This is a genomic window from bacterium, assembly GCA_016708025.1.
Classification (GTDB): Bacteria; Zixibacteria; MSB-5A5; order GN15; family FEB-12; genus FEB-12.
This window is the reverse complement of record JADJGQ010000005.1, coordinates 1-17,808: the sequence shown is the minus strand read 5'-3', so window position 1 is coordinate 17,808 and position 17,808 is coordinate 1. Positions and strand designations below refer to the sequence as shown.

The window sequence follows — 17,808 nt, the reverse complement described above, 5'->3', positions numbered from 1 at the left end:
ATTCGTTCGTTTGCTTTCATTGATCCGCCCGGCTGAATTCGTTATCTGTTTTCTATAAAGACATCCCCAATGCAAATCGTACTAATGGCTCGCCGGAGCCTTCGTTCAAGCCAATCGCCAGTCCGAGCGAATACGAGAGCGACCCGGAAGTCAGTGATGCGGCCGGGACGATATAGAGATCATCCACGGTCGGGTCGTCATGGTTGAGATCAACCTTCCAGTGCGATTCTATTCCAGCGGAAAGACGGTCGGTGAAGGCTTGGAATGCAAAGCAATCAACTCCGGCACTGTGCGACGAGAGAGAGCCCGGCGCCCAGCCATGCTCATGGAACGGCGCGACAGTGAAGGAGAAATTACCGCGCTGATGATCCAGCGCTATCTGGCTAACTAGAACACTCCCGGCAGTATGATCGACGGCGCGTTCGAAGTCGAATGACAGAGAAGGGGAGAGTCCGGCGACGGTGCCATTGGTTAACTGGTGCGACAGCGTTAGGTGGATACAGGACCAGGAAAGAGAAGATCTCTCCAACTGGCAGAAATCTTGGGCTACTGCGATCTCAGTTCGCTCAGAGAGTGGGTAGGCAAAGGAGATCTGATACTCCCATTGGTCTAGAGTCTCGGAGGTCTCTGACGACTCAGTATCGGAGGGTTGTGCATTGGCCAGTCCTGCTGCATAGCAGCTACTTAGAAGGACGACAGCTAGTTGTTGACAGCTCATGTTACCTCACTTTTCAATTGCGTGGTCTAAATGCAAATGAAAATCATTTTCACTTAGTTGTCGTCAATAATATCTCCGTTCTAAGGTCTGTCAAGTGAATTTGATCACGTTTCCGCAGCACGGGATAAAAAAGCGGCGGTGAATTTCATCACCGCCGTTCAATTGAAATTTAAGTGGCCAACACTACTCTTTGATATGCTCGGCGAGGTAATTCTGAATGCCCATTTGCGCAATCTGGTCGTTCTGAGCTTCGAGCCAGTCGAGATGAGCTTCTTCGTCCTTGAGAATTGATTCAAGCAGTTCGCGGGTTCCGTTGTCACCGGCATCCTGGGCCATCTTTACAGATTTGTTGTAGGCCACGACTGCTCCGGATTCGGCTTTCAGATCATTGGTCATCTGCTTTTGCACATCGGCGCCGATCGTGATCTTGCCGTATGTACTGACATCGGGAGTCCCTTCAAGGAAGAGGATGCGGGCGATCAGTTTTTCGGCGTGTTTCATTTCATCGATGGCCCGCTTTTCCATCGCCTTGTGGAGCCGAGTGTAGCCCCAGTTGTCGCACATTTCGGAATGGACCATATACTGATTGACGGCGGTTAGTTCGTCGGACAGCATCTCATTAAGCATGCCGATGATCTTTTCATTTCCTTTCACCATGTACCTCCTTCAGAGCCGAAAAAAAAAACAAGGCTACCGCTCAGAGTAGCCTTGTTCTCAATTCACGCTATCGTTTGCATAATCGTCAGAGTCCGCCGCCGGCGATCTTGTAATCGCGAGTCTTCAGGGCGCGGGCGTATTCACGATTGAGTTTGGCGATGTTGTCGACCGAGATGCTCTTCGGACAGACAGCTTCGCACTCATAATGGTTGGTGCAGGCGCCGAACTGCTCGGCATCCATCTGCGCGATCATAGCGGTGACGCGACGTTCCCGCTCGACCTGACCTTGCGGCAGGTAAGCGAGATGAGCGACCTTTGCCGAGACGAAAAGCATCGCCGATGCATTCGGACAGGCCGCCACGCAGGCGCCACAGCCGATACAAGCGGCGGCATCCATAGCGCGTTCAGCGTTGTCTTTCGGGATCGGCAGTGCGTTGCCATCGGGAGTTCCGCCGGTATTGACGGAGACAAAGCCGCCGGCGGCGATGATCCGGTCGAGGGCGCTGCGGTCAACCACAAGATCTTTGATGATCGGGAAAGCACGGGAGCGCCAGGGTTCGATATACACATGATCACCATCTTTGAAATGGCGCATGTGGAGTTGGCAGACGGTGGTGCCGGGCTGTGAACCATGGGCGATACCGTTGATCACCATCGAGCACATGCCGCAAATGCCTTCGCGGCAGTCATGGTCGAAATGGATCGGGTCTTTCCCTTTGAGGGTGAGATCTTCGTTGACCACATCGAGCATTTCAAGGAAAGACATTTCGGGGCTGACATGGGGAGCTTCGTAGATCTCCATGTGCCCTTTATCGTCGCGGTTTTTCTGCCGCCAGACATGCAGGGTCAGTTTCATTACTTATAACTCCTTGTCTGGAGGTGGACAGTTTCGAAGTTGAGGGCTTCCTTGATGAAGTTCGGCTTTTTGCCATCACCGGTGAACTCCCAACAGGAGACATGGGCGTAATCGGCATCGTTGCGTTCAGCTTCACCTTCGGCGGTCTGGTGTTCGGTGCGGAAGTGTCCGCCGCAGGATTCATCGCGATCCAGAGCGTCGGTACACATCAGTTCAGCGAACTCCAGGAAATCGGCCACGCGGCCGGCTTTTTCCAGCGACATATTGTATTCTTCGTTGGAGCCGAGGACAGTGACGTTTTTCCAGAATTCTTCGCGAATTTCCGGTATCCGTTTGAGTGCAGTCTTGAGGCTGGCATCGTTGCGGGCCATGCCGCAGTTCTCCCACATCAAGAGTCCAAGTTCACGATGGAACGAATCAACTGTCCGCTTTCCGTTGACGGCGAGCAGTTTTTTGGTTTTGGTGGTAACGGCTTCTTCGGCCTGTTTAAACGCGGGATTATCTGCTGTCACTTTGGTTTTGGCAGAGGTGGCGAGATAGTCGCCGATAGTGTACGGAAGGACGAAGTAACCATCGGCCAGTCCCTGCATGAGGGCCGACGCGCCGAGGCGGTTGGCGCCGTGATCGGAGAAGTTGGCTTCGCCGATGATATGCAGGCCAGGGATATTGCTCATCAGGTTGTAATCGACCCAGAGTCCGCCCATCGTATAGTGCGGCGCCGGGTAGATATGCATCGGGGTTTCATACGGATTGTCTGCCGTGATCTTCTCGTACATTTCGAAGAGGTTGCCGTAGCGTTCTTCGATCTTCGACTTGCCGAGACGTTTGATGGAGTCGGAGAAGTCGAGATAGACGCCAAGGCCGGTTTCACCAATGCCCCGTCCTTCGTCACAAACTTCCTTGGCGGCGCGGGACGAGATGTCACGCGGCGCAAGGTTGCCGTAGGAAGGATATTTTCTTTCCAGATAATAATCGCGTTCTGATTCGGGGATCTGTCCAGGATTCCGCTTGTCGCCTTTGGCCTTGGGGACCCAGACGCGACCATCGTTCCGGAGCGATTCGGACATGAGCGTCAGTTTCGACTGATATTCGCCATGCACGGGAATACAGGTCGGATGGATCTGCGTGAAACAGGGATTGGCGAACAGAGCGCCGCGCTTGTAGGCGCGATAGTTCGCCGTGACATTGCATCCTTTGGCATTGGTCGAGAGGAAAAAGACGTTGGCGTAACCGCCAGTTCCCAACACAACGGCATCGGCGGCGTGTGAACTGATCTTGCCGGTGACCAGGTCGCGAACGACAATTCCTTTGGCGTGGCCATCGACCACGACCAGGTCGACCATTTCGGTGCGATTGTACATCTGTACGGCACCAAGACCGATCTGACGAGCGAGTGCCTGATACGCGCCAAGCAGAAGTTGCTGACCTGTTTGACCTCTGGCGTAGAATGTGCGCGAGACCTGCGCTCCGCCGAATGACCGATTAGCGAGGAGTCCGCCGTATTCGCGAGCGAAGGGGACGCCTTGCGCCACACACTGGTCGATAATACTTCCGGAGACCTGAGCGAGACGATAGACGTTGGCTTCGCGGGAGCGGAAGTCGCCGCCTTTGATGGTGTCATAAAAGAGGCGATAGATAGAGTCGCCATCATTCTGATAATTTTTCGATGCATTGATACCGCCCTGCGCGGCGATCGAGTGCGCGCGGCGGGGGGAATCCTGGAAACAGAAGCATTTGACCTGGTAGCCGAGTTCGGCAAGCGACGCGGCGGCTGAGGCGCCGGCGAGTCCGGAGCCGACAACAATGATACTGTATTTCCGCTTGTTGGCCGGGTTGACCAGTTTCAGCTCAGTGATATGTTTGTCCCACTTTTCAGCGAGCGGGCCAGACGGGATCTTAGCGTTGAGTTGCATTTTAGTATCCTCCTCCCGGCAATTGGACCCAGCCGGCGAGAACCGCCACCGGGATCGAGGCATAGCCGAGGAAGATCAGGATCGACAGCAAAACGGCACATCGTTCCAGTTTAGGATTGGAGTCGCTGCTGTTAAGTCCGAGCGACTGGAACATGCTGTACAGCCCATGGCTCAAATGGTAACAGAGCAGGCCGACAGCGATGATGTAGCAGATGGCGAGCGGGATCTGCTGGAATCCCAGGATCACCATCGAGTAGACATCGTAACGCCCTTCGGCATCAAGAGCCAAGGTGGCGAAGCGGGCATCGGTGGTCCGAGCGGTAAAATGCAGGACATGGTAGACAAAGAAGGCGAGGACCATCAGGCCAGTCAACCACATGGTTCGGCCGGAGAGTTTCGACTTCTGTGGATCCTGCTTGGTATAATTGACCGGACGTGCCGCCATGTTTTCCAGCTTGAGCTGGAGACCGAGCCAGATATGAATGATAAAGGCGGCCAACAACACGGCGCGGATCACCCAAAGAAGTGGTCCGAGGCTGTGCAGGGCTTCGGCATACATGTTGATCTGGTTCTGGCCGGCGAAGATCTGGAGGTTACCCAGCATGTGACCGATGATATATCCGAAGGAGATGAATCCGGTCACTGCTACCAGGAACTTCTTACCGATGGACGAGGAAATAAGCACGAGAGGGAATGTTCGTGCTTTGCTGACAGCAGTAGTGCTCATAGAGGTCCTTTCGTATTCGTCGGGTGAACATAGAGATTGCGACCCGTATAGTCAAACAAAAAGGCGAGATAAGTACTTGTGGATTATCCGAGTACACGTTTGCAGGGGGAAGGGATTGTCGATTCGGCGGATAACTTTATAACCGCAGAATGCGGACCGGAGTGCCCGCTATGGTCAGGTATTGACGCAATGTCAGCCTCGATGACTTCGGCCAATTGAATGCAACTTGTTGATCAAAGAGGAATTAGGAACTACGGTGCGAGTCGATAAAGTATTTGACAGACGAACCGTGTCGGTATTAGTATAACAATTCACTACTTAAGAGTATAAGAAGCTAACTACACGTTTACACTTGAACGGGAGAACGCATGTTTATGAAACGAATGGCAGCATTGATGGTGATGAGCCTGGTGCTGATGGCAGGGATGGCGTATTCGGCGGATGTATCCATGAAGATCTCGGGACCGGGAGCGGTCGATGCAACGACGATCAAGGCGGGGCAGAAAGTTACTTTCGATGTTTATATCACCAACGAGATAGAGCGGAGGGGCCTGTCGATCGGCTTCAAGTTCTACTCTCCCGATTCGACTATTAAGTCGATCTCCCATCCTGCCGACAGCGGCAAGGGGATGGACAACACGAAAGGTGATGTCAAATCCTGGGGACCGTATGCAGGGAGCAAAACGTTTGACGTGCTCAACGCCGCGGTGACCGACAACTGGGACGGGACTCTACCGGATGTCATGGGTTTCATGGCGCATATCATGTACAAAAAGTATATGCCGCATGAGAACATGAAAGCTTACTCGATGGATGTGATCGTTCCGAATGCCGGTACGCTGGCTGTCGATTCGTCGTTCTTCGAGCCGGGCGGTAACTGGATGATGGTGACCGAGGCTACTGAGCCCGAGCCGCACAGACCGACCTGGAACGGCCCGTATACATTCAAGGTGGTCAAGTAACCTGACACCAAACTTATGAAACCCCGCTGGACGGCGGGGTTTTTTATACCCATGAAAAGATACCTCCTGTTGACAATGATGATCGGCTTGATCGCAAGTCGAGCTGGCGCCGATGATACGTTGATCGATATCATGGCGGCCGATTCGGCAGTTAGTGATACGGCGAGAGTGATCATTCGGGTCGAGCGTATCGACGCGCGATTGGGGAGGTTTGTCGATACTATCGATGTTTCGCTGCAATCCACCGGTCAGTTGGCGGCGGGGTTTGATTTCAAGATCGCAACCTCGAATCAGTACCTGACTATCATTGGGGCGTTGCCGGGGGAGATTTATGATTCCTGCGGCTGGGATTACTTCAGTGCACGGCCGCTCGATCGCAGCAAAAAACCCGGATTACCGCAGACCCTGTGGCAGACTGTGGGCATGGCGGAAGGGATCACTAATCAGGAGCCGGCCAGATGTTACGGTTTGGATCGACAGGCATCTTTGGTGCGGTTGATCGTGTCGAACGAGCATGTCGTGAAGATGGTCGATACCTCAGTGGCGATCTACTTCTTGTGGGAGGATTGCACCGATAATGTTGTTTCGAGTGCGACCGGGGAGAAGTTGTATATCTCGACCAATGTGCTGGACTATTTCCCCATTGCGGATAGCAGCGGCAGCAATGGCTTTCCAACTCGTCGCGGCGCGCCAAAGCAGTGCCAGAAACCGGGTTCACTCAACCCGGCCAAACGGCGAGTGGAGTTTCATAATGGGGGAGTGCGGTTTTCGATTCCGTCCGATCTGACGGAGCCAGTGATCATGGAGCCCGAGCTACCCGACAGCGTTTCCGGCGAAACTGGTGATTCGGCTAAGATCGAGTAATTCGGTTTGATTTTTCGCTGGACCCCCAACGACTCTCGTAACTCGCTGTTGCGTCGATAATTACCCCAATCCAATTACTATTGACTTACCCCGCAAATCGAGTAGATTGTCGGAGTTTGTGATTGTTGGCACAAGCGCCAACGTGCGCGCTTCGCAGAAGAAAGGTTGCAGGCATGAGATTGTATGAGTTTGAGGGGAAGGAACTTTTCCGCAAGTTCAAGATCCCGCTTTCCGATAGCCGGCTTGCCCGGCATCCGCATGAAGTCGTATCGGCCGTCGAGCAGTTGGGCGGGCCGGTCGTTCTCAAATCGCAAGTATTAATCGGCGGACGCGGCAAAGCCGGCGGTATCAAACTGGCCGACACACCCGCACAAGCAGAGAAAATCGCGGCTGATCTCCTGAAATTAACGATCAAAGGGTATCCGGTTGAGATGCTCCTGATCGAACCGAAACTTGATATCAAGCGTGAATTCTATATTGGGGTGACGATCGACCGCGCCAACTACAAGTTGGTGGTGATCGCATCGGGCGAAGGGGGCGTCGATATCGAAGAGGTCGCCGCAAAACATCCGGAAAAGATCTTCAAGCGTTCACTTTCTGTCGAGCAGCCGTTCTATGGTTTTGAGGCGCTCGAGATGGCGAAACAGATCGGCATGCCATCGGAGCTGCTTCGTCCGGCCGCCGATATCATCGTCAATCTCTACCGCATGTTCAAGGCGTACGATGCCAAACTGGTCGAGATCAACCCGCTGGTGTTGACCGGCGATGGAAAGTTGATCGCCGCGGATGCGCGCGTGTCACTCGATGATGACGCGGTCTTCCGTCACGCTGACCTGAAATCGATGGGGATCGAAAAGCGGCACGAAGAAGGGGAGATGACCGAGCGCGAGCAGGTCGCCCAGGCGCAGGGGATACCGTATCTCGATCTCGATGGCGATATCGGTATGTTCCCCGGCGGAGCCGGATTCGGCATCATGGGGAACGACTTCATTCAATATTACGGCGGCAAGCCGGCGAATTTCATGGATTCCGGCGGCGGCCCGACTCCCGAGCGTATCGCCCAAATGTTGGTGCTGTTGGATGAGAACCCTAATGTGAAAGCGATCTTCGGCGCACGCTTCGGCGGTATCTCCCGGTGCGATGATTTCGCCAAAGGTGTGGTGATGTTCCTCAAGAATCATGGCCTCTCCAAGCCGATCGTCATGCGGATGACCGGCAATATGTGGGAAGAGGGGGTGCGGATCTTCGAGGAAGCAAAGAAAGAGAATCCGGCGCTGTTCAAACATGTCGAGTTCCACGGGATCGAGACGGAGATCGAAGAGATCTCCAAGCGCGCGGTGGAATTGGCAAAAGAGGCGAGCAAGTAATTTTTGGAATGACCCTCACCCGCCCTTCGGGCACCCTCTCCCAAAGGGAGAGGGGAAAATTTCCCTTCTCCCTCTGGGAGAAGGTGGCGCGAAGCGTCGGATGAGGGAATCTCAGAAGGAATAGAATATGGCAATCCTAGTCGATAAGCATAGCAAAGTAATGGTCCAGGGAATGACCGGAGGCGCGGGGAAATTCCATGCCGAGCGGATGCTCGCCTACGGCACGCAGATCGTCGGCGGTACCTCGCCGGGCAAAGGCGGCGCGACTGTCGCCGGAAAACCGGTCTTCGATACGGTCGGCGAATGCGTCAAGCAGACCGGCGCCGATGTCTCTGTGATCTTCCTTCCGGCCGCAGCCGTCAAAGAAGCGGCGATCGAAGCGATACGCGCGGGAATCAAGTTCCTGGTCGTCATCCCGGAACATATTCCGATTCACGATATGCTCTATGTCCGCGAAGAAGCGGTCCGCGCCAAAGCGACCGTCATCGGCGGCAATACTGCCGGTGTCATCACGCCCGGCGAAGCGAATCTTGGGATCATGCCGGATATCGCGTTCCAGCCCGGTCGGGTCGGGACCGTCTCACGCTCCGGCTCCATCACCTATTATGTCGCCGACACGCTGACACGGACCGGTTACGGCCAGACGACCTGCGTTGGCCTCGGTGGCGATCCGGTGCTTGGGTCGACATTTGATGAGATCCTCTGGAAATTCGAAGAGGACCCGAAGACCAAGGCGGTGGTGATGTGCGGCGAGATCGGCGGCGTATATGAAGAGCGCGCGACGATGATCATTCCGAAAATGAAAAAGCCGGTGCTGGTGATGATCGGCGGCGTTTTTGCGCCTCCCGGAAAGCGGATGGGGCATGCCGGCGCGATTGTCGAGGGGACGATGGGAACGGCGAAAGAGAAGTTAGAGCAGTTGGCCAAATCCGGCGCCCACGCCTGCCGGACATTCAGAGATATCCCGGAGACGCTGAAAAAGCTGGGGGTGTAGGGGGGCTTCGTAGGTCAGATCCGTTTTCGGACCTGACACGACTGCTGGCAGACCGGAATCGCTCGGCTCACATTGCGGTCAAAACATGAAGGGTGACGAATTGGCGGGGAATAGATTGAAGTATTTGGAAGTGGTGACCATGACGCTCGTGCTGGTCATCTTACCAAATCTCCTTTGCGCTCAGACCACCGGCAGGTTTGAGGACGATAATCTCGTAGTCACTTTGAAGTCTTTTGAGGGAGAACCCAAGCAAGTACACGTTTATCGCGACTTGTGGAAAAGTCGACTCCACTGCGAACTCGATTCGCAAAGGATCTGTATTGAAGGGTACACCGGATTGGACAGCTTAACCGTGCTCTTCGACCACTTCCTGGAGTTGAAGTATCGCCTGCGATGTGGCACGGTTTGTCGCTGGGGAGGATACGCGCTCATCTGTGTAAGCAATGGAAAATTGCAATTAGCTACGCCTAGTACTACTCGGATGTATTTGGAAAGATGGCCGGCCTGGGACTGTTCCGAAGATACTCTTGTCGATCCAGGCTATGAATCCGCACTTGATGAACGTTTCTTCAGTGTGCAGTCGATTGAAGAAACGTACAGGTTGACAATCGTTGATCACTATCAATTCGAGTCCCCGTGCGAACCCGACACGAATACATTCGACACAGTTCAAGTTCCTTTCAACACTGAATATGGCGTCTTCTGCACAGGATTGGACACAGTCAGTGGAAAGTTCGAATCCTTCGCTAAAGGACACGCCATGTGGGAAGACCGGAGCGTTCGCTCAGACGTGCAGGCACTCATCTATCAACTCTATGAAGAGGATGTCCCTAAGTTTTTCATCGATGGTTACTGGTGGTACCTCGATGTAGGGACGTATTTTCGGATACATGCAGGAGAGTGTAGCGATTAGAATCAGACTGTCGCGAATTGCGTGGAGCATGCCCGGGTGGCAGTTGGCCCACCATTTAGGGTGGGTCTTTGAGGTTGCTTCGGCGCCAGCCACTCCGCGTCGGTACGACGCAGAATGATAGTAGAACACAACCGAAAGTATTTGAGAGCAGGAGAAGCATGAAACGAATCACTTTTGTCCTGACAATAGTTGTCGCCATATCTTCACCGACCTTCGCAAAGAAGTACGAAAACAAGCAATATCGCCCGAAGAGTGACAGTCTGCCTCTGACCGTAGCAATCATGCCGATCATCTACGAGGAGCCTGTGGTCGAGACCAAGCTCGATTCGTTTTTTACGAGCATGTACACCGACGCTGGCATCGTACATCCGGTAGGACCGGCTTCCTTCCGGAACAAAATCAGTTCCGATTCAATCTTCGCGAAAATTCTGGATACTTTGGTCGCATTCGAGTATTCAAAGGAACTACGAAAACTTGGCCCGACGATGGACCAGATTCTCGATTCGGGGAAAATCACGCATCTTAGAGAGGCGCTTGAAGGCGCAGATCTTCTTGTCTTACCGATAAAATTCGGACTTGGATCGGTCATCGGGAGGGCAGCTGGCAATATGTCGCTTCGTTTGTATGACCTGCAGTCGGGCGTGCTGATCTATGAGAAGGATCAGGACCTCAATGTCGATGCCAGCGGAGAAGTTGGTAGAGACTTGATAATTGTCGGGCTAATCGCCTTTACGCGTGATCCGTATCACAAGTTCTTCCTGGATTACCTTGAGAAGCGATGAAGGAATTGGCACGACGCGCAGCGACACCACTTCGAATGAGTTGCATCGAGCGAGTAAATTGGATAACTTGCCTTCAATATACTAACGCAAAGCTCAGGGGACCGAATTATGCGCTTCAATCTCACAACAACACTCCTCTCGTTGATCGTACTGATCATAGCTGCGACGCCGTCGCCGCATGCCCAGTCGTCCATAGACTCACTCTATAATCTGGTAGACAGCACCAAGGCTGCGGAGATTACGGAACTTCTGCAGTTGACGGGGGCCGCTAACCTCGGCAAGCAATTTGTGGTAGTGATGTTCCAGCAACTTAGGGCGGCCATGCCTCAAGTGCCGGAAGATTACTTGCTTCGCCTCGAGTCAAAGATCGATCCTCAAGAGATGGAGCGAATGGTCGTTCCGATCTACGACAAGTACTTTACGCTCGAAGATATTCGAGAAATGAAGGCGTTTTATTCTTCTCCGGTTGGGCGCAAAGCCATCTCGCTCACGCCTCAGCTCATGCAGGAGAGCATGGTAGTTGGGCAAGAGTGGAGTGAAAGAATCACCGCTGAAGTGATGCGGGATTTGGAGAAAATGGTTGAGCAGTCGGCAGATTCTCTTCCGAAGCCGAGTGAGCAGCGGTAGGGAGAAAAAAAATCGCAATAGATTGCTTCGCTTCGCTCGTAAATGACGATGAAAGAGTGGCGATTCTGCCATAACCGGGTGTGATGACATGAAAAATCGCGTCGTTTTGCTGTTTGCTCTGTTTCTGCTTTTATCGCTTTTCGCTACTTCGGGCGCGCTGGGGCAGGTGCGAGTTGGGTTCAAGATCGGCTATACGTCGGCCTGGTTCAAAAAGAATTCCTTCTATCGGAACGGTCCTCCAGGTTTGGTGGTGGAAAACCAGTCCAGTCTGTCTCTTGGCTCCACGAGCGCCAAGGGAGGAATTCCGTTCGGCGGCTTCGTTACCATACCGATGAATCAATTCTTCTCGATTCAGCCGGAAGTCATCTTCAATCCGAAAGGAGGGAAGGGGACGCTGACAGATAGATTTCACAATCAGTATGCGGCAGATGTAACTCTCAATTACATCGAGTGCCCAGTTCTCTTTAAGGGCTGGATACCGCTTAATTCCCGTGCCGGAGCGACGTTTTTCATAGGACCCTGCCTTGCTTTCGCCGTCAAAGGAGAGGTCAGTGCGAATCCGGAGGCATGGACGGGGGAATCGCAACGTGAGATCGCCAATCTCAACAATCCTGACTTCACTATAGCACTGGGAATTGGCATTGAGATAGAGACCGGCAACAATCTCCTGGCAATCGAATTGCGGACCAGCTACAGTCAATTATCGGAGAAAACAATAAAGCTTCCGGTATCCGGTTCAATTTCGCCGGACAAAGTGGCGCTGACTGGATTGACTGAATCGCCACCGCGGACGGCGATGCTAATGGTTGGGTATAGTTTCGGGCTGTAGGGATTTGGTTGACTCGCAGATGAGGATGCGGGTTGCACGCGGGGAGTGGGAGAATCGTCCTGTATATAGAAACGTCGCCGCTTGATAGGTAGGAGTTGGGATGGGGAATAAGTGGCTCACAATGTTTGCCTGGTTGGCGCTTGCGCTGACGATAGTGCTCGCATCGTCAGGCAAAGTCCACGCACTGTCTGTTATCGACTACCAAATAGATTCTACTGAAATTCAGGAGATAGTCCAGTCTGCTCGTCCGGGCATGTACCTGCACAACCCATGCTTCCTCATTCTCAGGTACTATCAGCCTGATAGCCTACATCCCGTCTTGAACAAGACGACAGTCAAACTGAATTGGGAAGGCTGGCCATCTGGTGACCAGATCCTGACCGATGGTTATCATGTGTGGGCAGAGGATACACTACATCAGTTGGATTTGAAGTTGGTTGGATACGGGAAGCTCAAGCTCACCGGCCTGCGTCTCCGCCGCGACTCCGTCACAATTGTGCCGGTTTGGCTCTGGCCCGGGAGAGACAGTGCGACATTTGACTACTCCCGACCAAATGACGCTGGAATGAAGCTGTTTCCAATGCCAACGCTGAAAGCAGGAGTCGTTTATGGCAGGGTAGTGGATGCGGAGACCAAAGAGCCGATTTCGGAAATTCGAGTCCGACTTCTGGACGACAACGGCGTTACGGCGCTGACCGATGATAGCGGTCGTTTCCAAATGATGAGCGGTCGATTCGGGCGTGGCTTACGAATGAGCATGGCAGGAGATGGTCACGATTCCGTTGAGATTGAGTATACCAAGTATTTCCCATGGTTAGAGGCAGAGTACCGGGTGACCATGGAAGCGCGCAAACCCTGGTGGAAGCAATTGTTCTCCAAAAGAGAGAAACGTGCCCTTCTAGTAATTTCAAGACATGGGTGGGGTGGGCCGGGAGGCGGAAGTGCAAACAAATCATATTCAGTAGTGATGCGTCGGGTAATACAAGGTGATCTGGCGGCCCAGACGTATATGCCGGATGGTATCAGGGTGATAGGGTTCGATGAGAGCGGTGCCGAGGTGCGGTATGATTCTGCATTATATCGAGCTCAAATGACCGAAGAGGGAGTACCAAGAGTAGTTGCGCCAAATGCAGTTGGCGCGGCCGCGCCACCAAAGCGCGAAGTATTGACCAGCCCTCTGCGACTGGCTGACAAGCCGGTTTACTTTGTGTCGAAGACTACATGCGGTGGGTGGACGTATTCAATACAATGGATCAGGACAGAAGAGTAGACTCAATTAAAGCCCGGCGGGGTGGGGGATCGTGGGGCTCGGGTCTCACTTGATATCCTGTCGATTCTAAGAATCTTGCATTCAAACAACAAATTGCGAAGTCCCCGGGATCAGATCGGCTTGACGCAGTCGATCGATGGATCGTAGGTGCAGGTCTCAACACCTTTGACTTTGCAGCATCGGTAGCCATCGAGGCCATTGCAGACGATCCGGCAGGGGGGAGCGGCTTTCGTCTCCGTGATCAACGCGCCGACCAGAAACGACGCGGCGAATACTACCACCAGAACAGTAGCCATCATCTTTTTCATACGACTCTCCTTACTGGCAACGCCGCGACACGTCGCGTGTGACGATTACTTTGTGTGAGCCTTGCGGATCACCCCACCTGCGGTAAAGTAGATGAAAATTGTCCGAGTTAGCAAGAAGAAAGTGGGGGGGTGAGTATGCAGGGTGGAGAATCGGGCTTCGACCCTGAATCAAGTTCAGGGCAGGCTTCGCTCAGCCCGATTGGAAAGGGATCGCAACGCCTTGTAGTGCCATGCAATTGGCCTGAGCGTAGTCGAAGGCCAGTTCTCATCTCCTCCCTTTAAAACGTATTACGTTTGTCAGTACTTCTTAGTGCGCCCCATTATATAGAGGCGATGCTCCGACTGATGTCCTCCGCCTCAATTCAAATCATTCTCCGGAAAATACATCCCCTTCGACCCCAACAACATGATGATTCCGAGCCGGCATCCCCCATGGCTCGAATGAAAACGGCAGACCGGGAGGTCTGCCGCTCAAATCGATCTCTGGAATGGGTTGCTTCGCTCCAACTCGTCACCCCTCGTCTACGCTCGGGGCGACGAGAGCGGGCCTCGCGATGACGATTTTCGGCTTAAGCAAGCCACTATTCTTACTTGCCCATCATTTCTTTGGCGAAGTCTTCGAAACGACGGGGAGCATGGCCGAGCACCGTTTCGGTCTCCTTCAACTGAGCCGGCGTTGCTTTCAGGCCGCGCGTCTGGAAGAGTTCGTACATAATGCGAAATTCATACGCCATCCAGACCGGGATCCACTGTTTCCACTGCTCATACCAGGCATCCATATCATCGGCCGCCATACTTGATCTCTTCCCTGCAAACGGAGTAAACCTCGGCGGTTGACTTGCCGGTGACCGCTTCGGGGCCGACCAGGGCATATGTCTTGTTGGTGTGGTTGTCGGTGATCATGGCGTTGACGGCGGCATCGCCGATATCGCGGATATCGACACGCGAAATGCCTGCATCGCCGATCGGCTGAGGATGCACGCCATACTGGAAGGATCGGGTCCTTAAACCAGTAATCGTTCTGATAGAAATTGTTCGGCTGGAGGATGGTGTACGGTATGCCGGATTCTTTGATCGCATGCTCGATATTCTCTTTGGCGCCGAAATGGGCAACATGGCGTCCCCAGTCAGGGTTATGCACAGACAGGTAGACGATCTTTTTGTATTTCAGCTTCTTTGCTTCATGCAGAGCTGAGAGCGCCTCAAACGTCTCGGTGATCGAGTTGGCGGTCAACAGGAAAAGGGAGTCGGAGCCTTTGGAAGACGGCATCATAGGGGTGAGCGGGTTGGTCAGATCGCCGACTACGCCGGTTACGCCCTACGGGAGGGCTTTTTTGATTTCTTGCCGGAGCGTGGGTCAGGTCGCGGACAGTCTGGTTTTGGCGAGCAGTCTCGGACGACGGCCGAGCCGACCGTGCCGGTGCCGCCGAGAACGAGATGGTTCATGTTCGATTCCTTCGTATGAGTAGGTTCAAGTGTCGATCTCTCGTGCCACGGACTAAGGAGAAAACAGGGGAGACGGGCGGCGGGTTCCGCTAATCGTGGAGTAATACGGTAGACAGTGAAAGAGTTTGAGTGGTCAGGAAGAGGTTCATCATATATATTCCGTCAAACCCAAGCCAAATGGAGAGTACTGAGTGGATTCAGCCATACTGTATCGAAATCCGTCCATGCGTGCGCGAATTGCGCTGACGGCCATCTTCTTGTGTCTTCTCTCCGATAGCCATGTTGATGGTCGCAAAAGTCGGCCAGGGATGGCACTGGGGATGTGGCCGGGTGGTTGACCTGGTCAGCAACTATCGCGGTCTGCTGGGCATACGCTTTTTTCAAGGGACGTCACTGTTGGCCGCCGATCATCCTCAATGCTGCAGTCCCGGGGATCTCTGGAGAATGTTTTTCTCGGGCACTCACCACCGGGAATGCTGGCTTCACTATCACTGGTTATTGACGGTGGTTGCACCGTGATCGGGTGTGATGTTCGTCATATTCATCAGGGTGAAGGCGCCAAGACGGTGCACCTTCAGGCGGAGATGAACTTGCCAAGGAGATTCACGATCATCTCGTTCCGGAAGTTACACTCTACAATGAGCAGGAGATTCTGGGGAGTTCGTCAGCCCTCGAGCGAAGTGGGTGATATGCTGGACGTGATGCTGATGGAGAAGCGGGTGATCGTGACTGTCGCCGATGTCTCCGGGCATGGGGTGCGAGCGGGAGTACGATGGCGATGATTAAAAGCGCTAAAAACAACGCCGCCGGGAAGACAGAGCAAACAGTCCGTGCGGATCTCAATAATGTGGTTTATGCGCTGAAACGCCCGGATATGTATGCGACCGGAGTATTTGAGCTTTACCTGACCACCCGGTGACATACACGGGGGCGGGGCATCCGTCGCCCTACATATTAATGGAGTTGACAAAACCTGTGCATCGCATGAGAGTCAGAATCCGCCAGTTGGGGGTGGTGAAGGACTTTTTCCGTTTGCCCAGACTCAACTGGAGTGTTGGGCCGGGCGATTTGTTGGTGATCCTTACCGACGACTGACCGAAGTCGAAACAAGTCTGGTGAGATGTTTGGTGAAGAGCGGATCCAGCAACTGATTCGGGAAAAAGTCAGCAGGCCGCTAGTGGAGATCCGGGCGGAGTTGTTGAAGTCGGTCGATGGATTCGGGGAGCAGGAAGATGACCAGACGCTGGTGCTGATCCGGGCGAAATGAGTCACGCGGATGAGGACCGGAACCGTCGAGAACTGATCGTCAGTGCACGGGTCTATCAGCGAGAACGTAGCGGATAACGCGCGAAGTTTCTACAACGACCAACTCGACCGGCCAAGATGTCAAAGCCCCTGCGCGGAGGGCGCGTGGGCGAAAGATCCTGGAGCTCGGTGTGGATCAGGCTTTTGACGCGTAAGCTCGTGCGGATGGGAGGCAAAGCCACAGGGATAATTGGAACCGATGCTGGCGATCGTACGGGAGGAAGAGCGGGCGCCAGATTCGTTCATGCCGATATGCGGCGAGTGAAGGCGAAAGCGGGTGAGTATGATCTGGTGGTTAGTTCACTCGCTTTTCATTATATCCGGAATCTGGATGGTCTCTTCAAGCGGTGCAGTAAGTTGCTCAGGTCAGACGGGGCGCTTATCTTTTCAATTCACCATCCCTTATCTTCCTTCAAGATGCTTCAGGAACAGCGAAAATCAAAATCCGTGTACTTCAGTGTTGGTGAGTCATATCGCTGGCGGATGCTCCCCGGGATGGAACTGGTGAGTTATCATCAGACGTTCGAGAGTATCAGCGTGGACTCTCGCGGGTGGGATTTCATTGACCGACGCTGGAGGCGAAACCATCGCCGGGAAGTCGTCGTATTAACCCCCAGGCGTTTGACACGGCCCTGGCTACCCCGGCGTTCCTGGTAATACGGGCAGTCAAGGCTGTCAAAGATTAAACTTTCGTTTCACCTCTTGAATATCTACCTTAGGCATGCTATGGACATGAAAGTAATACAACATACCATCCCCAAAGGGGCGGAGCCGGGCGCATTCATCTATCGGGGGTCGGTAGTCGAAGCGACGCATTGTCGCATCGATCTCCGTGGGTGGATGACCCGGCAGCAGTACTCATTGTCAGGGCGACCCGGAGATGGTGACGATGACGCGGTTACCACCAAGCCGTTCCAGTTGGTTCCGTTGGTGGCGAGCGGCGGAGCGGATGAGTATGGGTTTTCCAATCCGGAATCTCTCATCATGGCTGGATCGCATTCCGGAACCGATGAGCACATCGCCGTGGTGCGGTCAACCAGGAAAGCCGGCAATGAGCCATCCCACCTGAAATGCGGGTATCACTGGTCGCTTGGGATGCAGACCGATATTAAGTACCTCTGTTGCACGGCGAAGATAAAGACCCACCCGGCACAATTGTTCGGGGAAGACCCGGATTTCGGCTCTGGCGCGGCATCTAAGTAGTCCCGCCGGAGAGTTACCTTGATCCGGAGGGGAGGTGCAGCGTCTGGTGAAGGGGGCGATCTCGGAG

At 53.7% G+C, this 17,808-nt stretch carries 21 protein-coding genes; 14 read left to right on the top strand and 7 right to left on the bottom strand.

The features are described from left to right. Nucleotides 1–52: 52 nt before the first annotated feature. The 5 genes from IPH75_14965 to IPH75_14945 form a co-directional block, all read right to left on the bottom strand. Nucleotides 53–718, bottom strand: a complete 666-nt coding sequence (locus IPH75_14965; GenBank protein MBK7143372.1) for a hypothetical protein — start codon at nt 716–718, stop codon at nt 53–55. Between the two features lie 183 nt (nt 719–901). Further along, nucleotides 902–1,372 carry a bacterioferritin gene (bfr, locus tag IPH75_14960; GenBank protein MBK7143371.1) on the bottom strand — a complete coding sequence of 157 codons (471 nt, stop codon included), beginning with the start codon at nt 1,370–1,372 and terminating at the stop codon, nt 902–904. An 88-nt stretch (nt 1,373–1,460) separates the two neighbouring features. Next, entirely contained in the window at nt 1,461–2,231 is a 771-nt protein-coding gene (locus IPH75_14955; protein ID MBK7143370.1) for a succinate dehydrogenase/fumarate reductase iron-sulfur subunit, read from the bottom strand. Next, nucleotides 2,231–4,144 carry a fumarate reductase/succinate dehydrogenase flavoprotein subunit gene (locus IPH75_14950; protein MBK7143369.1) on the bottom strand — a complete coding sequence of 638 codons (1,914 nt, stop codon included), beginning with the start codon at nt 4,142–4,144 and terminating at the stop codon, nt 2,231–2,233. The genes IPH75_14955 and IPH75_14950 overlap by 1 nt, the downstream gene beginning before the upstream one ends. A 1-nt stretch (nt 4,145) precedes the next feature. Then, the gene (locus IPH75_14945) at nt 4,146–4,871 is read right to left on the bottom strand and encodes a succinate dehydrogenase cytochrome b subunit (GenBank protein ID MBK7143368.1); all 726 of its coding nucleotides are present in this window, start codon (nt 4,869–4,871) and stop codon (nt 4,146–4,148) included. A gap of 368 nt (nt 4,872–5,239) precedes the next feature. Between IPH75_14945 and IPH75_14940 the strand changes: the two genes are divergently transcribed. The 9 genes from IPH75_14940 to IPH75_14900 all read left to right on the top strand — a co-directional run bounded on the left by IPH75_14940 (nt 5,240) and on the right by IPH75_14900 (nt 13,479). Beyond that, nucleotides 5,240–5,833 (top strand): hypothetical protein, encoded by a 594-nt coding sequence (locus IPH75_14940; GenBank protein MBK7143367.1) that lies wholly within the window; start codon nt 5,240–5,242, stop codon nt 5,831–5,833. 51 nt (nt 5,834–5,884) lie between these two features. Then, nucleotides 5,885–6,697, top strand: a complete 813-nt coding sequence (locus tag IPH75_14935) for a hypothetical protein (GenBank protein ID MBK7143366.1) — start codon at nt 5,885–5,887, stop codon at nt 6,695–6,697. A 173-nt stretch (nt 6,698–6,870) separates the two neighbouring features. Further along, nucleotides 6,871–8,064: an acetate--CoA ligase family protein gene (locus IPH75_14930; GenBank protein ID MBK7143365.1), complete on the top strand. Its 1,194-nt coding sequence runs from the start codon at nt 6,871–6,873 to the stop codon at nt 8,062–8,064. A 127-nt stretch (nt 8,065–8,191) separates the two neighbouring features. Continuing rightward, a complete protein-coding gene (gene sucD, locus IPH75_14925; GenBank protein MBK7143364.1) occupies nt 8,192–9,058 on the top strand; it encodes a succinate--CoA ligase subunit alpha in 867 nt (288 codons plus the stop codon). Between the two features lie 124 nt (nt 9,059–9,182). Next, a complete protein-coding gene (locus IPH75_14920) occupies nt 9,183–9,971 on the top strand; it encodes a hypothetical protein (protein ID MBK7143363.1) in 789 nt (262 codons plus the stop codon). Between the two features lie 158 nt (nt 9,972–10,129). Further along, on the top strand, nt 10,130–10,753 hold the full coding sequence (locus IPH75_14915) for a hypothetical protein (GenBank protein ID MBK7143362.1): 624 nt from the start codon (nt 10,130–10,132) through the stop codon (nt 10,751–10,753). Nucleotides 10,754–10,861: 108 nt separating this feature from the next. Next, on the top strand, nt 10,862–11,380 hold the full coding sequence (locus tag IPH75_14910; GenBank protein ID MBK7143361.1) for a DUF2059 domain-containing protein: 519 nt from the start codon (nt 10,862–10,864) through the stop codon (nt 11,378–11,380). Between the two features lie 88 nt (nt 11,381–11,468). Next, the gene (locus tag IPH75_14905) at nt 11,469–12,209 is read left to right on the top strand and encodes a PorT family protein (protein MBK7143360.1); all 741 of its coding nucleotides are present in this window, start codon (nt 11,469–11,471) and stop codon (nt 12,207–12,209) included. 100 nt (nt 12,210–12,309) lie between these two features. Beyond that, complete coding sequence (locus tag IPH75_14900) at nt 12,310–13,479, top strand: hypothetical protein (GenBank protein ID MBK7143359.1); 1,170 nt, start codon at nt 12,310–12,312, stop codon at nt 13,477–13,479. Nucleotides 13,480–13,589: 110 nt separating this feature from the next. Here the strand turns inward: IPH75_14900 and IPH75_14895 are convergent, their stop codons facing one another. Next, nucleotides 13,590–13,787, bottom strand: a complete 198-nt coding sequence (locus tag IPH75_14895; GenBank protein MBK7143358.1) for a hypothetical protein — start codon at nt 13,785–13,787, stop codon at nt 13,590–13,592. 682 nt (nt 13,788–14,469) lie between these two features. Next, nucleotides 14,470–15,060, bottom strand: a complete 591-nt coding sequence (locus IPH75_14890) for an NmrA family NAD(P)-binding protein (protein MBK7143357.1) — start codon at nt 15,058–15,060, stop codon at nt 14,470–14,472. Nucleotides 15,061–15,649: 589 nt separating this feature from the next. Here IPH75_14890 and IPH75_14885 point away from each other — a divergent pair. From IPH75_14885 to IPH75_14865, 5 genes are all read left to right on the top strand, one after another. After that, nucleotides 15,650–16,015, top strand: coding sequence for a hypothetical protein (locus IPH75_14885; GenBank protein MBK7143356.1), 366 nt, complete (start codon nt 15,650–15,652; stop codon nt 16,013–16,015). Beyond that, nucleotides 16,006–16,152 (top strand): hypothetical protein, encoded by a 147-nt coding sequence (locus IPH75_14880; GenBank protein MBK7143355.1) that lies wholly within the window; start codon nt 16,006–16,008, stop codon nt 16,150–16,152. Before IPH75_14885 ends, IPH75_14880 begins: the two co-directional genes overlap by 10 nt. A 201-nt stretch (nt 16,153–16,353) precedes the next feature. Then, on the top strand, nt 16,354–16,500 hold the full coding sequence (locus IPH75_14875; protein MBK7143354.1) for a hypothetical protein: 147 nt from the start codon (nt 16,354–16,356) through the stop codon (nt 16,498–16,500). Nucleotides 16,501–16,682: 182 nt separating this feature from the next. Next, entirely contained in the window at nt 16,683–17,195 is a 513-nt protein-coding gene (locus IPH75_14870) for a methyltransferase domain-containing protein (GenBank protein MBK7143353.1), read from the top strand. A gap of 69 nt (nt 17,196–17,264) precedes the next feature. Further along, nucleotides 17,265–17,741, top strand: a complete 477-nt coding sequence (locus tag IPH75_14865) for an asparaginase (GenBank protein MBK7143352.1) — start codon at nt 17,265–17,267, stop codon at nt 17,739–17,741. The last annotated feature ends 67 nt before the right edge of the window (nt 17,742–17,808 follow it).

Coding starts and splice junctions, on each gene's coding strand:
- IPH75_14965 (MBK7143372.1), bottom strand. CDS start 718: ATGAGCTGTCAACAACTAGCTGTCGTCCTTCTAAGTAGCTGCTATGCA.
- IPH75_14955 (MBK7143370.1), bottom strand. CDS start 2,231: ATGAAACTGACCCTGCATGTCTGGCGGCAGAAAAACCGCGACGATAAA.
- IPH75_14950 (MBK7143369.1), bottom strand. CDS start 4,144: ATGCAACTCAACGCTAAGATCCCGTCTGGCCCGCTCGCTGAAAAGTGG.
- IPH75_14945 (MBK7143368.1), bottom strand. CDS start 4,871: ATGAGCACTACTGCTGTCAGCAAAGCACGAACATTCCCTCTCGTGCTT.
- IPH75_14940 (MBK7143367.1), top strand. CDS start 5,240: ATGTTTATGAAACGAATGGCAGCATTGATGGTGATGAGCCTGGTGCTG.
- IPH75_14935 (MBK7143366.1), top strand. CDS start 5,885: ATGAAAAGATACCTCCTGTTGACAATGATGATCGGCTTGATCGCAAGT.
- IPH75_14930 (MBK7143365.1), top strand. CDS start 6,871: ATGAGATTGTATGAGTTTGAGGGGAAGGAACTTTTCCGCAAGTTCAAG.
- sucD (MBK7143364.1), top strand. CDS start 8,192: ATGGCAATCCTAGTCGATAAGCATAGCAAAGTAATGGTCCAGGGAATG.
- IPH75_14915 (MBK7143362.1), top strand. CDS start 10,130: ATGAAACGAATCACTTTTGTCCTGACAATAGTTGTCGCCATATCTTCA.
- IPH75_14910 (MBK7143361.1), top strand. CDS start 10,862: ATGCGCTTCAATCTCACAACAACACTCCTCTCGTTGATCGTACTGATC.
- IPH75_14905 (MBK7143360.1), top strand. CDS start 11,469: ATGAAAAATCGCGTCGTTTTGCTGTTTGCTCTGTTTCTGCTTTTATCG.
- IPH75_14900 (MBK7143359.1), top strand. CDS start 12,310: ATGGGGAATAAGTGGCTCACAATGTTTGCCTGGTTGGCGCTTGCGCTG.
- IPH75_14895 (MBK7143358.1), bottom strand. CDS start 13,787: ATGAAAAAGATGATGGCTACTGTTCTGGTGGTAGTATTCGCCGCGTCG.
- IPH75_14890 (MBK7143357.1), bottom strand. CDS start 15,060: ATGATGCCGTCTTCCAAAGGCTCCGACTCCCTTTTCCTGTTGACCGCC.
- IPH75_14885 (MBK7143356.1), top strand. CDS start 15,650: ATGCTGCAGTCCCGGGGATCTCTGGAGAATGTTTTTCTCGGGCACTCA.
- IPH75_14880 (MBK7143355.1), top strand. CDS start 16,006: ATGGCGATGATTAAAAGCGCTAAAAACAACGCCGCCGGGAAGACAGAG.
- IPH75_14875 (MBK7143354.1), top strand. CDS start 16,354: ATGTTTGGTGAAGAGCGGATCCAGCAACTGATTCGGGAAAAAGTCAGC.
- IPH75_14865 (MBK7143352.1), top strand. CDS start 17,265: ATGGACATGAAAGTAATACAACATACCATCCCCAAAGGGGCGGAGCCG.